Here is a 13,190-nt window from a genome sequence, read left to right on the forward strand (position 1 = left end):
CGCCCTCGCCGGTCGATCATTCCTGATCGCGGAAGTTGAACAGCTGGCGGCGCTGCTTCTTGGTCGGCCGACCGTCGGTCTGCACGCCCAGCGCGCCCGCCTTGCGCAGCGCCGAGGCATCTTCGCGGCGCTTCACGCTGTCGGCGGTCTCCTCATACAGCAGCTGTGCCTCGGGCGCACCGCGACGCACCATCGACAGCGCCTTGACCACCACGGTGCGCTCGTCGAAGCCGGTGCGGATCACGTATTCCTCGCCGACCCTGGGCTCCTTGCCCGGCTTGCAGCGCTCGCCCCGGCAGTGCACCTTGCCACCGTCGATGGCTTCCTTGGCCAGGGAGCGGGTCTTGTAGAAGCGCGCCGCCCACAGCCACTTGTCCAGGCGAACCTTGTCGTCGTCTTCTTCGCTCACTTCACAACCTCGTCATGCGGGTCTGCGAGTGTACCCCGCGCCCCGCTGGCGGGGCACAATCGGCCTGACTAGAATGCCGGCAAACGCCGGGGACGCCTGCCTTGAAGACTTTCGACCAGCTGTCGGTAATTGGTCTGCGCGAATGGATCGCCCTGCCCGAACTGGGCATGGTCGGCCTGCGCGCGAAGATCGACACCGGCGCCAGCACCTCCAGCCTGCATGCCAGCGACATCGTGCCCTTCGAGCGCGATGGCCAGGACTGGGTGCGCTTCGTCGCGCACCTGGGCACCCAGGTGCAGCGCCGCCATCGTTGCGAGGCGCCGGTGGTGACGATGAAGACCATCAAGAGCTCCAACGGCCAGGCCCAGACCCGCTACGTGATCCGCACCCTGCTGGCCCTCGGCGACCGCGCCTGGTCGATCGAATTCACCCTGGCCTGCCGCAAGACCATGCGCTATCGCGTGCTGCTAGGCTCCAAGGCTCTGGTGCAGGGCCAGCTGGTGGTCAACCCCGGCCTTACCTATGTGCAAGACAAACCCCTCATCATGGTTCCCGCCACCCTTCCAGGTGATCAATGAAAATTGCTGTGCTGTCGCGCAATCCGCGCCTGTATTCCACCCGTCGGCTGGTGGAGGCCGGGCAGCAACGCGGCCACGAGATGGTGGTGATCGACACCCTCCGCGCCTACATGAACATCGCCAGCCACAAGCCGCAGATCCACTACCGCGGCAAGCCGCTGGAAGGTTTCGACGCGGTGATCCCGCGTATCGGCGCCTCGGTGACCTTCTATGGCTGCGCCGTGCTGCGCCAGTTCGAGATGATGGGGGTGTTCCCGCTCAACGAATCGGTGGCCATCGCCCGCTCCCGTGACAAGCTGCGCTCGCTGCAGCTGCTCTCGCGCAAGGGCATCGGTCTGCCGGTAACCGGTTTCGCCCACTCCCCCGATGACGTGCCGGACCTGATCGAGATGGTCGGCGGCGCGCCGCTGGTGATCAAGCTGCTGGAAGGCACCCAGGGAATCGGCGTGGTCCTCTGCGAGACGGAGAAGGCCGCCGAGTCGGTGCTGGAGGCCTTCATGGGGCTCAAGCACAACATCATGGTGCAGGAGTACATCAAGGAGGCCGGCGGCGCCGACATCCGCTGCTTCGTGGTCGGCGACAAGGTGATTGCCTCGATGAAGCGCCAGGCCGCGGCCGGCGAGTTCCGCTCCAACCTGCACCGTGGCGGCAGCGCCAGCCTGATCAAGATCACCCCGGAGGAGCGCATGACTGCCATCCGCGCCGCCAAGGTCATGGGCCTGCACGTCGCCGGCGTCGATATCCTGCGCTCCAACCACGGGCCGCTGGTGATGGAGGTGAACTCCTCGCCCGGCCTGGAAGGCATCGAGACCACCACCGGCAAGGACATCGCCGGGGTGATCATCGAGTACCTGGAGAAGAACGGCGGGCCGCATCTGGCCAGAACGAAGGGCAAGGGGTGAGCCGGGGCTTTCGCGACGCATGCGTCGCGCCGGCGAACGCCAGGCCACGGATGGCCTGGCAGGGGTCACAGAGAAGCACGTAGCCACGACAGGGATGTCAGGGTTGTCTTATCAGGAAGCACCTTCCAGCCAATCGGCGGATAAAGCGTTCCGCTTTATTCGCCCTACGGGAGCGAACTTCCTGCCTTCGTTGCCACGCTGAACCCTTCGCGAGCAAGCTCGCTCCTACAGTTTCTTCTGCAGTCTTTGGAATCCAGCCATGCCCGCTCCCCGCCCCCACGCCGAACTCACCTGGTCGCCCATCGAGGGCCGCATCGCGCTGGTTGCGCCGGCCTCGGCGATTGCCGAGGAGGTGCTGGAAGCCACCCTGCGCCAGCTGGAAGTGCAGGGCATCGACTACCACCTGGGCGAGCACGCCGACGCGCGCTATCGCTATCTGGCTGGCACGCCGGAGCAGCGTCTGGAGGACTTCCACGCCGCCTTCGAGCTGGAAGACGTCAGCGCCGTCTGGTGCCTGCGCGGTGGCTACGGCTGTGGACAACTCATCCCGCAACTGGACTGGCAACGCCTCACGGCCGCGTCGCCGCGCCCGCTGATCGGCTTCTCGGACATCTCCATCCTGCTCAGCGCCTTCCACCGCGAGTGCCTGCCGGCGATCCACGGGATGGTCGCCACCGGCCTCGGTCTGCAACCGCTTAGCGCACCCAGCGAGCAGCGCGAACGCCTGGCTTCGCTGGCCTCGATCAGCCACGTGCTGGCCGGCGGCCCCGGCAAGCTGGCGGTGCAGCACCTGGCGGGGCCGAAGACGGCAGTGGAAGGCGAATTGATCGGCGGCAACCTCACCGCGCTGGCCTGCATGGCCGGCACCGAAGGCGCGCTGTACGTGCCGGACGGTGCGATCCTGATCCTCGAAGACGTCGGCGAACCCTACTACCGAATCGAACGCAGCCTCTGGCAGTTACTGCACAGTCTCGACGGCGCGCGCCTCGGTGCGATCTGCCTGGGCACCTACACCGATTGCCCGCGCAAGGGCGTGGCCCACAGCCTGGAAGAAATCTTTGCCGAGTACGCTGCGAAGCTGGGCGTGCCGCTCTACCACGGCCTACCCAGCGGCCACGGCGCGCACAACCGCGCCTGGCCCTATGGGCGCCGGGCGGTACTGGAAGGGAAATCCCTGCGCTGGGATTAGTGCGCGTCGCGCGGTAGCAGCAATCCCAGCGGCAGACAGACACGCGCTTCCACGCCGCCGCCCTCACGGTTGCGCAACTCGATGCTGCCGCCGTGCTGTTCGGCGATGCGCTTGACGATGGCCAGCCCGAGGCCGGTGCCCTTGCCGCCGCGCGCCTTGTCGCCACGGAAGAACGGATTGAAGATGTTTTCCAGCTCCTGCGGATCGACGCCCGCGCCACGGTCCAGCACGCTGAGCACCACGTAGGGAGCACCACCGCCGCCGGCCACATGGGCCGCCACTTCGACCTTGCCGCCGCCATGGTTCAGGCCGTTCTCGATGAGGTTGCCAAGCAGGCGCTTGATCGACACGCGGCGGAAGCGGAACAGCGGCAGCGTCTCCAGGCACAGGCGCACGCGGTTGCCGCTCTGGTTGAAGGCATCGGCTACCTCACGGATCAGGTCGGCGAGGTCGCCCTCTTCCACCGATTCGTCGCGGCCATCGCGTATGAAAGCGAGGAACTGGTCAAGGATGGCGTCCATGTCCTCGATATCGCGGACCATGTCCTCGACCATCTCGCGGTCGCTGTCGGGCATCAGTTCCAGCGACAGGCGCAGGCGCGTCAGCGGCGTGCGCAGGTCGTGGGAAACCCCCGCCAGCATCAGCTCGCGCTCGCGGCCGGCCTGCTCGACGTCGTCGGCCATCTGGTTGAACGCGCGGTACACCTCGGCCATTTCGCTGGGCGTTTCCTGCCCCAGCGGCAGGCGCACGCTGCGCCCCTTGCCGAACTCGCGGGAGGCGAAGACCAGGCGCTTGAGCGGCTGGCTGAGCAGGCGCACGAAAATCCACGCCGCCGCGGTAGAGAGCAGGCCGATGCCAAGGAACCAGCCCAGCACGCTCCAGATCTGCTGGCCGCGCAGCGGGTGCGGGTAGAGGGGAACGCCGATCCAGCCGTCACCCAGGGTCGGCGCGCGCACCCAGAGCATCGACGGATGATGGATGCGCAGGCGGGTCTCGGTATCGATGCCCAGCTCCATGCGCATCTGCCGCTGGAAGATCTCGGTGTACGGCCAGTGCACTTCCTCCGGCTGCCCCTGCTCGTGGGGCGCCCACTTCAGCCCGGCGGACTGGGCGATGGCCTCGCGCGATTTCTCATCCGCCGCCCAGTAGGCACGCACGGTCAGCGCCGCGCCGTGGCTGTACTGGCGGTCGACCAGCATGTCTTCGTTCATCAGCAGGTAGACCAGGGTCAGCGCCTTGGAGAACAGCACGACGATGAGCACCAGCCAGAGGGTGCGGGCGAAGAAGCTTTGCGGGAACCAGAGGGGTGTTTTCAAGAAGGCGTTACCAGGAAGCACTGACCGTAGCAGGAGAGGTACCCGACTCTTGATCGCGAACCAAGCCGACGGAGCCCCTCTCCCTAGCCCTCTCCCTGAAGGGAGAGGGGACTGGATCGGCGCCGGCTGAAACTGCGGTGTCAGCCGGCACGGAAAGCTCCCTCTCCCTTCAGGGAGAGGGCGGGGGGAGAGGGAATAGGGCTAACGCCGCCACTCTCCCCCAAGGGTTGAATCACTTGCGGGCGGCGCCATCCGGAACGAACACGTAACCCACGCCCCAGACGGTCTGGATGTAGCGCGGTTTGGACGGATCGGGCTCGATCAGTCGGCGCAGGCGGGAAATCTGCACGTCGATGGAGCGCTCCAGGGCGTCCCACTCGCGGCCGCGGGCCAGGTTCATCAGCTTGTCGCGGGTCAGCGGTTCGCGGGCGTGCTGCACCAGGGCCTTGAGCACGGCGAACTCACCGGTGGTGAGCATGTGCACTTCCTCGCCCTTCTTCAGCTCGCGGGTGGCCAGGTGCAGCTCGTAGTCGCCGAAGGTGACGATCTCGTCCTCGCCCGCCGGCGCGCCCGGCACCAGCGGCGCCTGGCGGCGCAGCACGGCCTTGATCCGCGCCAGCAGCTCGCGCGGGTTGAACGGCTTGGCCAGGTAGTCGTCGGCGCCCTGTTCCAGGCCGGAGATGCGGCTGGATTCGTCGCCCTTGGCGGTGAGCATGATGATCGGGATCTGGTTGTTCGACTCGCGCAGGCGCTTGCACGCGGAGAGGCCATCCTCGCCGGGCATCATCAGGTCCAGCACCACCAGCTGGAACAGCTCGCGGGCCAGCAGGCGGTCCATCTGCTCGGTATTCTCGACAGCGCGGACGCGATAACCCTGCTCATCGAGGAAGCGTTCCAGCAGACGGCGCAGGCGCGCGTCGTCATCGACCACGAGGATCTTTTCGCCTTCCGGCAGGGTGGCAGCGTTGCTCATGGAGACTCCCAGAATCTGATTCGGCAGGCATTATCGCCCAGCAGCCGCGCATCACGGCCTGTCCATTGTTAGCAGATTTTTCCCCGACCAGTCGCCCACCCGGTGAAATTGTCGCGGGTATAATGCGGCGCTTTTGCGGCGGGGCGTTGTCATAGACGCCTGCCCGACGCTCCGGCGCGGCAGCCAAGCCCCGTATTTCGTTGGTTTCACCAGGTGGATTCATGGACAGCATCAACACCCGTATCGCCGAAGAGCTTTCCGCACTGCCCTCCGGCCGCGTTCAACCGCAGCAAGTCGCCGCTGCCGTCGCATTGCTCGATGAAGGCTCCACCGTCCCCTTCATCGCCCGTTACCGGAAAGAAGTCACCGGCAGCCTGGATGACACCCAGCTGCGCATGCTCGAAGAGCGCCTGCGCTACCTGCGCGAACTGGAAGACCGCCGTGGCGCGATCCTCGCCAGCATCGAGGAACAGGGCAAGCTGACCCCGGAACTGGCCCGCGAGATCAAGCTCGCCGATACCAAGACCCGCCTCGAAGACCTCTACCTGCCCTATAAGCAGAAGCGCCGCACCAAGGGCCAGATCGCCCTGGAAGCCGGCCTCGGCGAGCTGGCCGACGCACTGTTCAACGACCCGGGCCTGACGCCGGAAAGCGAAGCCGCGCGCTTCATCGATGCCGAGAAAGGCTTCGCCGACACCCGCGCCGTACTCGAAGGCGCCAAGTACATCCTGATGGAGCGCTTCGCCGAAGACGCCACCCTGCTGGACCGCCTGCGCGGCTTCCTCAAGGACAACGCCACCCTTACCGCGCGCATGGTGCCGGGCAAGGAAACCGAAGGCGCCAAGTTCAGCGACTACTTCGAGCACGACGAACCACTCAAGAGCGCCCCGTCGCACCGCGCCCTGGCGATCTTCCGTGGCCGCAACGAAGGCATCCTCAGTGTGGCGCTGAAGGTCGGTGAAGAGCTGCCGGGTACCTCGCACCCCTGCGAGATCATGATCGGCGAGCGCTTCGGCGTGTCCAACCAGGGCCGCGCCGCGGACAAGTGGCTGTCCGAAGTGGTGCGCTGGACCTGGAAGGTCAAGCTCTACACCCACCTGGAAACCGACCTGCTGGGCGAGCTGCGCGACGGCGCCGACGCCGAGGCGATCAACGTCTTCGCGCGCAACCTGCACGACCTGCTGCTGGCCGCCCCGGCCGGCCCGCGCGCCACCCTGGGCCTCGACCCGGGCCTGCGCACCGGCGTGAAGGTCGCCGTGGTCGATGCCACCGGCAAGCTGCTGGACACCGCCACCGTCTACCCGCACGTGCCGAAGAACCAGTGGGACCAGACCATCGCCGTGCTCGCCGCGCTGTGCGCCAAGCACCAGGTGGAACTGATCGCCATCGGCAACGGCACCGCCAGCCGCGAGACCGACAAGCTGGCCGCCGAGCTGATCAAGAAATACCCGGCGCTCAAGTGCACCAAGATCATGGTCAGCGAAGCCGGCGCCTCGGTGTACTCGGCGTCGGAACTGGCCGCCAGGGAATTCCCCGAGCTGGACGTCTCCCTGCGTGGCGCCGTATCCATCGCCCGCCGCCTGCAGGACCCGCTGGCCGAGCTGGTGAAGATCGAACCGAAATCCATCGGCGTCGGCCAGTACCAGCACGACGTATCCCAGCTGCAGCTCGCGCGCAGCCTGGACGCGGTGGTGGAAGACTGCGTGAACGCCGTGGGCGTGGACGTGAACACCGCCTCCGCGGCGCTGCTGGCACGCATCTCCGGCCTCAACAGCACCCTGGCGCAGAACATCGTCTCGCACCGTGATGCCAACGGCGCGTTCCGCACCCGCGACGACCTGCGCAAGGTCAGCCGCCTGGGCGACAAGACCTTCGAACAGGCCGCCGGCTTCCTCCGCGTGATGAACGGCGACAACCCGCTGGACGCCTCCGCGGTGCACCCGGAAACCTACCCGCTGGTGCAGCGCATCGCCGCCGATACCGGCCGTGACGTGCGCTCGCTGGTCGGCGACTCGGGCTTCCTCAAGCGCCTGGACCCGAAGAAGTTCACCGACGAGCAGTTCGGCCTGCCCACCGTAACCGACATCCTCAAGGAACTCGACAAGCCCGGCCGCGACCCGCGCCCGGAGTTCAAGACCGCCGAGTTCCAGGACGGCGTCGAGAGCCTCAAGGACCTCAAGCCCGGCATGGTGCTCGAGGGCGTGGTGACCAACGTCACCAACTTCGGTGCCTTCGTCGACATCGGCGTCCACCAGGACGGCCTGGTGCACATCTCCGCGCTGTCGGAGAAGTTCGTCAAGGACCCGTACGAAGTGGTCAAGGCCGGTGACATCGTCAAGGTGAAGGTCATGGAAGTGGACATCCCGCGCAACCGCGTCGGCCTGTCCATGCGCATGAGCGACACCCCCGGCGAGAAGACCGAAGGCCCGCGCGGCGGCGGTCGTCCCGGCAACGGCGCGCCACGTGGCGAGCGCAGCGCTGCCCCGCGCCAGCAGGAGCAGGCCCCGGCGAACAACGCCATGGCCTCGCTGTTCGCCAATGCCAAGCAACTGAAGAAGAAGTAAGGAAGGTCCATGAGTGAGATGCCCGCCCGCGAGCTGATGATCAGCCGCTTCAGCGAAACCATCGGCGTGCAGCCGATCCGTGTCGCTGATGGTGAAGCAGAGGTGCTGCTGCCGATGGCCGAGCACCTGCGCAATCGCGGCAATGTCATGCACGGCGGCGCACTCTTCACGCTGATGGACATGACCATGGGCCTGGCCTGCTCCAGCGCCCATGGTTTCGACCGGCAGAGCGTCACCCTGGAATGCAAGATCAACTACATCCGCGCGGTCGCCGAAGGCGAAGTGCGCTGTGTGGCCAAGGTCCTGCACGCCGGGCGGCGCTCGCTGGTGGTCGAGGCCGATATCCACCAGGGCGACAAGCTGGTCGCCAAGGGACAAGGCACCTTCGCCCAGCTGTAAGTAGCCCCGCGATATCTGACCTATGCTGTCGGCCGGAGCCCCGGATTTGCGGGCACCGGCGCAGCGACTGCCCAAGCCAGGCGACCACGCCGGTGGTGTTCCCCCTTGTAGACCGCCCAGTCCACCCCCATAGTGGGGCGATTGCCGTGTGAAGGACTTCCAACTTGAGCGACCAACTCTCCCGCCGCCTGGCCCTGCTTGGCGATGCCGCCAACCTGTCCCTGCTCACCCAGTGCCTGCACGGTATCGAGCGCGAATGCCTGCGCGTCGATGAACGCGGCAAGCTCGCCCTGACCCCGCACCCGCGTGCTCTGGGCTCGGCGCTGACCAACCCGCAGATCACCACGGACTACTCCGAGTCGCTGCTGGAGTTCATCACCCCGACTTCCACCAGCGTCGAGAAGACCCTCGACGAACTGGGTGACATCCACCGCTTCGCCAGCGCCAGGCTCGACGGCGAATACCTGTGGAGCCCGTCCATGCCCTGCAAGCTGCCGGATGAGGAGACCATCCCGATCGCCCGCTACGGCAGCTCGCACATCGGTCGCCTGAAGTACGTCTACCGCAAGGGTCTGGCCCTGCGCTACGGCAAGACCATGCAGTGCATCGCCGGCATCCACTACAACTTCTCCCTGCCCGAAGGCATCTGGGAGCTGCTGCGCGAGGAAGAAGGCAGCGAGAAGAGCGCGCGGGACTTCCAGTCGCACCGCTACATCGCGATGATCCGCAACTTCCGCCGCTACAGCTGGCTGCTGATGTACCTGTTCGGCGCATCGCCTGCCCTGGATGCCGGCTTCCTGCGCGGCCGTCCGCACGGCCTGGAAGCCTTCGACGAAAACACCCTCTACCTGCCCTACGCCACCAGCCTGCGCATGAGCGACCTGGGTTACCAGAACAACGCCCAGGCCGGCCTGACGCCCTGCTACAACGACCTCGATAGCTACATCGACAGCCTGCGCCGCGCGGTGAGCACGCCGTATGCGCCGTACGAAAAGGTCGGCACCAAGGTCGATGGCGAGTGGGTGCAGCTCAACACCAACATCCTGCAGATCGAGAACGAGTACTACTCGAGTATCCGCCCGAAACGCGTCACCTACACCGGCGAGCGGCCGATCCAGGCGCTGATGGCCCGTGGCGTGCAGTACGTCGAGGCGCGCTGCCTGGACATCAATCCGTTCCTGCCGCTGGGCATCGACGTTACCGAGGCACGCTTCCTCGACGCCTTCCTGCTCTACTGCGCACTGTCCGACAGCCCGCCGCTGGGCGGCTGCGAGTGCGGCTCGGCCACCGCCAACTTCCTCAAGGTGGTCAAGGAAGGCCGGCGTCCGGGGCTGATGCTGGAGCGCGGCTGCCAGCCGGTCGAACTGAAGGAATGGGCCGGCGCCCTGCTCGACGCCATCGCGCCGATCATCGAGCTGCTCGACCGCGCCAATGGCAGCGACCTGCACGCCCGGAGCCTGGCTGAGCAGCGCGCGAAAGTCGCCGACGCCAACCTCACCCCGTCCGCCCGCGTTCTCGCGGAAATGCGCGAGCGTGGCGAGAGCTTCGAAGCCTTCGCCCTGCGCTACAGCCGCGAACACGCTGCGACCCTGCAGGGCGAGCCGCTGCCGGCAGACCAGCAGTCACGCTTCGAAAGCATGGTCAGCGAGTCCCTGGCTGAACAGGCGGAACTGGAGAAGCAGCCCGAAGGCGATTTCGACACCTTCGTCGCCGCCTACCAGGCGAGCATCCTGGGGCTGCTCAGCGTCTGACGCTGCAAGAAATCGCTGACGCGCAGCTGATAGAGTTCTGATCGGCAACCTGCGAGCCGGGGAGGGAAAATCCTCCCTCCCCCGGATCAAGCACCGGCCAACCGGTGCGATCCGCTCAAGCCCTCGCAGGAAAGCGATCCATGTCCCCGCAATCCCCCTCCTGGACCCTCCATCAGCTGGAGACCGCCTATCGCCAGGGTTACCTGGAAGCCTTGCTGGCGCGCAAACCGCGCCGCCCTCATCACGAAGTCCTGGCAGCCAGCTGGGAAGCCGGCTGGAGAGACGCCAACAATCTCCTGCGCATGCGCCTGCGCAAGAACGGCGAGGCCGAAGCCAAAGCACCCCGTCCTACGCCGCGACTCACCGCGCAGATCCGCGGCGTGCAGCGCCGCGTCTGATCAAAGGGTCTTTTCGAAGACCTGGGAGTTACGCTGGTAGTTGTACAGCGACGCCCGCGCCGCCGGCAGGCGCTCCACGCTGCTGGGCTGGAAACCGCGCTCGCGGAACCAGTGGGCGGTGCGCGTGGTAAGCACGTAGAGGGTCTTCAGACCGAGGTTGCGCGCGCGCTGTTCGATGCGCTCCAGCAGGTCGTCGCCGCGTCCGCCGTGGCGGTACTCCGGATTTACCGCCAGGCAGGCCAGCTCTGCCGAATCCGAGTCGGCGATGGGATACAGCGCCGCGCAGGCGATGATCAGCCCTTCGCGTTCGACGATGCTGAACTGCTCGATCTCGCGCTCCAGCACCTCGCGCGAACGACGCACCAGGATGCCCTGCTCTTCCAGCGGACGGATCAGCTCCAGCAAGCCGCCGACGTCCTCGATGCCCGCTTCGCGCAGCTGCTCGAACTGCTCCTGGGCGACCAGGGTGCCGTTGCCGGTGCGGGTGAACAGCTCGCTGAGCAGCGAGCCGTCCTCGGTGTAGCTGACGATGTGGCTGCGCCGCACGCCGGCGCGGCAAGCCTGGGCCGCGGCGTCCAGTAGTTCGCCCTGGTAGCTCGTGCCCAGGCGTTCCAGGTGCGCCGGCACCTGCTGCGGGCGCAGCTCGCGCACCAGCTTGCCGGCGTCGTCCATCAGGCCGCGCTCGGCTCCATAAAGGATCAGCTTGTCCGCGCCCAGGTCGATGGCCGCGCGCATGGCCACGTCCTCGCAGGCGAGGTTGAAGATTTCCCCGGTGGGCGAATAACCCAGCGGCGAGAGCAGCACGATGCTGCGCTCGTCGAGCTGGCGGTTGATGCCCTTGCGGTCGATCCGCCGCACTTCGCCGGTGTGGTGGTAATCGATGCCGTCGACCACGCCGATTGGCCGAGCGGTGACGAAGTTGCCGGCGGTCACGCGCAGGCGCGAGCCCTGCATCGGCGAGGCGGCCATGTCCATGGACAGGCGCGCTTCGATGGAGATGCGCAGGCTGCCGACGGCGTCGATCACGCAGTCCAGGGTCGGCGCATCGGTGACCCGCAGGCCACGGTGAAAGCGCGGCGCCAGCCCGTGGGAAGCCAGGCGCGCCTCGATCTGCGGGCGCGAACCGTGCACCAGCACCAGGCGCACGCCGAGGCTGTGCAGCAGCACCAGGTCGTGGACGATATTGCCGAAATTGGGGTCTTCGACGCCCTCGCCGGGAAGCATCACCACAAAGGTGCAGTCCCGGTGGGAGTTGATGTAGGGCGAGGCGTGGCGCAGCCAGTTGACGTAGTCGTGCATTGCTTGAAAAGCCTGTCGTTCGAGTGGGCGGAAAGCTGTCGGATGCGGCCGGAGCACGGCCAGGGGCGGCGCGGTTATCGTCGTCGCAGGAACATCGACAGGTTTCTCCTCTTGGATAGGTTGGGCCCGTTGTCGGGGCGCTCTACAGGCAACTCTTCATCAACAGTTTCACGGGCTGATCAGCGACTGCTGTTCACAAGCAATAGTGCCGGATCAGTCCGCGCAGCAGTTCCACGGTAGGCTCGATGCGTTCGAGCTCGAGGTGTTCGTCCGGCTGGTGGGCGCAGGCGATGTCGCCAGGGCCCAGCACCAGGGTCTGGCAGCCGAGCTGCTGAAGATACGGTGCTTCGGTGCCAAAGGCTACCGCTTGTGCCGTGTGCCCGGTCAGACTTTCGGCCAGTCGCACCAGCTCGCTCTGCGCCGGCTCCTCGAAGGGCGGCACGGCCGGGAATAGCGGGGCATAGTCGATCTTCACCGCATGACGCTCGGCGAGCGGTTTCAGACGTTCGCGGATGGCCTGGCGCAGGACTTCGGGCTGCATGCCCGGCAATGGGCGCAGGTCGAACTCCAGGGCGCACTGGCCGCAGATGCGGTTGGGGTTGTCGCCGCCGTGGATGCAGCCGAGGTTGAGGGTCGGCTGCGGCACGCTGAACTGCGGGTTGTTGTACTCCTTCTGCCACTCCCCGCGCAGGCCCTGCAGCTCGCCCATCACCGCCTGCATCGCCTCCAGCGCGCTGCGCCCCAGGCTCGGGTCGGAGGAATGGCCGCTCTGCCCGAGGATGTCGATGCGCTCCATCATCACGCCCTTGTGCAGGCGGATCGGCTTCAGGTTGGTCGGCTCGCCGATCACCGCCGCGCGCCCCAGCGGCCGCCCGGCTTCGGCCAGGGCGCGGGCGCCGGCCATGGAGCTTTCCTCGTCGCAGGTGGCGAGGATGATCAGTGGCTGCTTGAACGGCTGATCGAGCAACGGCAGCAGCGCTTCGATGGCCAGGGCGAAGAAGCCCTTCATGTCGCAGGAGCCCAGGCCGAACCAGCGCCCGTCGCGCTCGTCCAGGCCCAGCGGGTCGCTTTTCCACAGGGCTTCGTCATAAGGCACGGTATCGGTGTGCCCGGCCAGCACCAGGCCGCCGGGGCCGCTGCCCAGGGTGGCGACCAGGTTGAACTTGCCCGGCGACACCGGCGGCATCTCGCAGGCGAAGCCCAGGTCCACCAGCCAGTTGCCCAGCAGCTCGACCACCGGGCGGTTGGACTGGTCCAGCGCAGGCTGGGTGCAGCTCACCGAGGGGATGGCGATCAGCTCGGCGAAGCGTTGTTTGAGCGGCGGCAACGGCATGGCTTTCTCCAGAAGATGGTCTCCACTATGGACCATGCGGCGGTGCGGTAAAACCTCGCGGCGCCCGGCAGGAACGCCG

The 13,190-nt window shown here is 66.7% G+C and carries 12 protein-coding genes; 7 read left to right on the forward strand and 5 right to left on the reverse strand.

Annotated features, from left to right (window positions below):
* Nucleotides 1-16: 16 nt before the first annotated feature.
* A complete protein-coding gene (locus QO207_RS07810; RefSeq protein WP_301531909.1) occupies nucleotides 17-409 on the reverse strand; it encodes an RNA-binding S4 domain-containing protein in 393 nt (130 codons plus the stop codon).
* Between the two features lie 134 nt (nucleotides 410-543).
* Here QO207_RS07810 and QO207_RS07815 point away from each other — a divergent pair, with 134 nt between their 5' ends.
* From QO207_RS07815 to QO207_RS07825, 3 genes are all read left to right on the forward strand, one after another.
* Nucleotides 544-987: an ATP-dependent zinc protease gene (locus QO207_RS07815; protein ID WP_301532078.1), complete on the forward strand. Its 444-nt coding sequence runs from the start codon at nucleotides 544-546 to the stop codon at nucleotides 985-987.
* Nucleotides 984-1,889, forward strand: a complete 906-nt coding sequence (gene rimK / locus QO207_RS07820; protein WP_038803545.1) for a 30S ribosomal protein S6--L-glutamate ligase — start codon at nucleotides 984-986, stop codon at nucleotides 1,887-1,889. The genes QO207_RS07815 and rimK overlap by 4 nt, the downstream gene beginning before the upstream one ends.
* Before the next feature lie 259 nt (nucleotides 1,890-2,148).
* The gene (locus QO207_RS07825) at nucleotides 2,149-3,078 is read left to right on the forward strand and encodes an LD-carboxypeptidase (protein WP_301531910.1); all 930 of its coding nucleotides are present in this window, start codon (nucleotides 2,149-2,151) and stop codon (nucleotides 3,076-3,078) included.
* On the opposite strand, the gene QO207_RS07830 is transcribed toward QO207_RS07825, so the two are convergent.
* Nucleotides 3,075-4,394 carry an ATP-binding protein gene (locus QO207_RS07830; protein ID WP_301531911.1) on the reverse strand — a complete coding sequence of 440 codons (1,320 nt, stop codon included), beginning with the start codon at nucleotides 4,392-4,394 and terminating at the stop codon, nucleotides 3,075-3,077. The two genes, QO207_RS07825 and QO207_RS07830, sit on opposite strands and share 4 nt — an antisense overlap.
* A gap of 232 nt (nucleotides 4,395-4,626) precedes the next feature.
* On the reverse strand, nucleotides 4,627-5,367 hold the full coding sequence (ompR, locus tag QO207_RS07835; protein WP_024762186.1) for a two-component system response regulator OmpR: 741 nt from the start codon (nucleotides 5,365-5,367) through the stop codon (nucleotides 4,627-4,629).
* 221 nt (nucleotides 5,368-5,588) lie between these two features.
* Between ompR and QO207_RS07840 the strand changes: the two genes are divergently transcribed.
* From QO207_RS07840 to QO207_RS07855, 4 genes are all read left to right on the forward strand, one after another.
* Entirely contained in the window at nucleotides 5,589-7,931 is a 2,343-nt protein-coding gene (locus tag QO207_RS07840; RefSeq protein ID WP_301531912.1) for a Tex family protein, read from the forward strand.
* A 9-nt stretch (nucleotides 7,932-7,940) separates the two neighbouring features.
* Nucleotides 7,941-8,330: a PaaI family thioesterase gene (locus tag QO207_RS07845; protein ID WP_088420109.1), complete on the forward strand. Its 390-nt coding sequence runs from the start codon at nucleotides 7,941-7,943 to the stop codon at nucleotides 8,328-8,330.
* A 164-nt stretch (nucleotides 8,331-8,494) separates the two neighbouring features.
* On the forward strand, nucleotides 8,495-10,081 hold the full coding sequence (gshA, locus tag QO207_RS07850) for a glutamate--cysteine ligase (protein ID WP_301531913.1): 1,587 nt from the start codon (nucleotides 8,495-8,497) through the stop codon (nucleotides 10,079-10,081).
* Nucleotides 10,082-10,221: 140 nt separating this feature from the next.
* On the forward strand, nucleotides 10,222-10,479 hold the full coding sequence (locus QO207_RS07855) for a hypothetical protein (RefSeq protein WP_301531914.1): 258 nt from the start codon (nucleotides 10,222-10,224) through the stop codon (nucleotides 10,477-10,479).
* On the opposite strand, the gene argA is transcribed toward QO207_RS07855, so the two are convergent.
* Together argA and argE are read right to left on the reverse strand one after the other, a co-directional pair.
* The gene (gene argA, locus QO207_RS07860; protein ID WP_301531915.1) at nucleotides 10,480-11,778 is read right to left on the reverse strand and encodes an amino-acid N-acetyltransferase; all 1,299 of its coding nucleotides are present in this window, start codon (nucleotides 11,776-11,778) and stop codon (nucleotides 10,480-10,482) included.
* A 193-nt stretch (nucleotides 11,779-11,971) separates the two neighbouring features.
* The gene (gene argE / locus QO207_RS07865; protein ID WP_301531916.1) at nucleotides 11,972-13,111 is read right to left on the reverse strand and encodes an acetylornithine deacetylase; all 1,140 of its coding nucleotides are present in this window, start codon (nucleotides 13,109-13,111) and stop codon (nucleotides 11,972-11,974) included.
* Nucleotides 13,112-13,190 lie beyond the last annotated feature (79 nt).

Source organism: Pseudomonas sp. CAN1 (genome assembly GCF_030462585.1).
Classification (GTDB): Bacteria; Pseudomonadota; Gammaproteobacteria; order Pseudomonadales; family Pseudomonadaceae; genus Pseudomonas.

What these genes read in the sequence shown, in the direction of transcription:
- argE (WP_301531916.1), bottom strand. Translation starts at nt 13,111, where the DNA reads ATGCCGTTGCCGCCGCTCAAACAACGCTTCGCCGAGCTGATCGCCATC.
- QO207_RS07845 (WP_088420109.1), top strand. Translation starts at nt 7,941, where the DNA reads ATGAGTGAGATGCCCGCCCGCGAGCTGATGATCAGCCGCTTCAGCGAA.
- ompR (WP_024762186.1), bottom strand. Translation starts at nt 5,367, where the DNA reads ATGAGCAACGCTGCCACCCTGCCGGAAGGCGAAAAGATCCTCGTGGTC.
- argA (WP_301531915.1), bottom strand. Translation starts at nt 11,778, where the DNA reads ATGCACGACTACGTCAACTGGCTGCGCCACGCCTCGCCCTACATCAAC.
- QO207_RS07840 (WP_301531912.1), top strand. Translation starts at nt 5,589, where the DNA reads ATGGACAGCATCAACACCCGTATCGCCGAAGAGCTTTCCGCACTGCCC.
- QO207_RS07825 (WP_301531910.1), top strand. Translation starts at nt 2,149, where the DNA reads ATGCCCGCTCCCCGCCCCCACGCCGAACTCACCTGGTCGCCCATCGAG.
- QO207_RS07855 (WP_301531914.1), top strand. Translation starts at nt 10,222, where the DNA reads ATGTCCCCGCAATCCCCCTCCTGGACCCTCCATCAGCTGGAGACCGCC.
- rimK (WP_038803545.1), top strand. Translation starts at nt 984, where the DNA reads ATGAAAATTGCTGTGCTGTCGCGCAATCCGCGCCTGTATTCCACCCGT.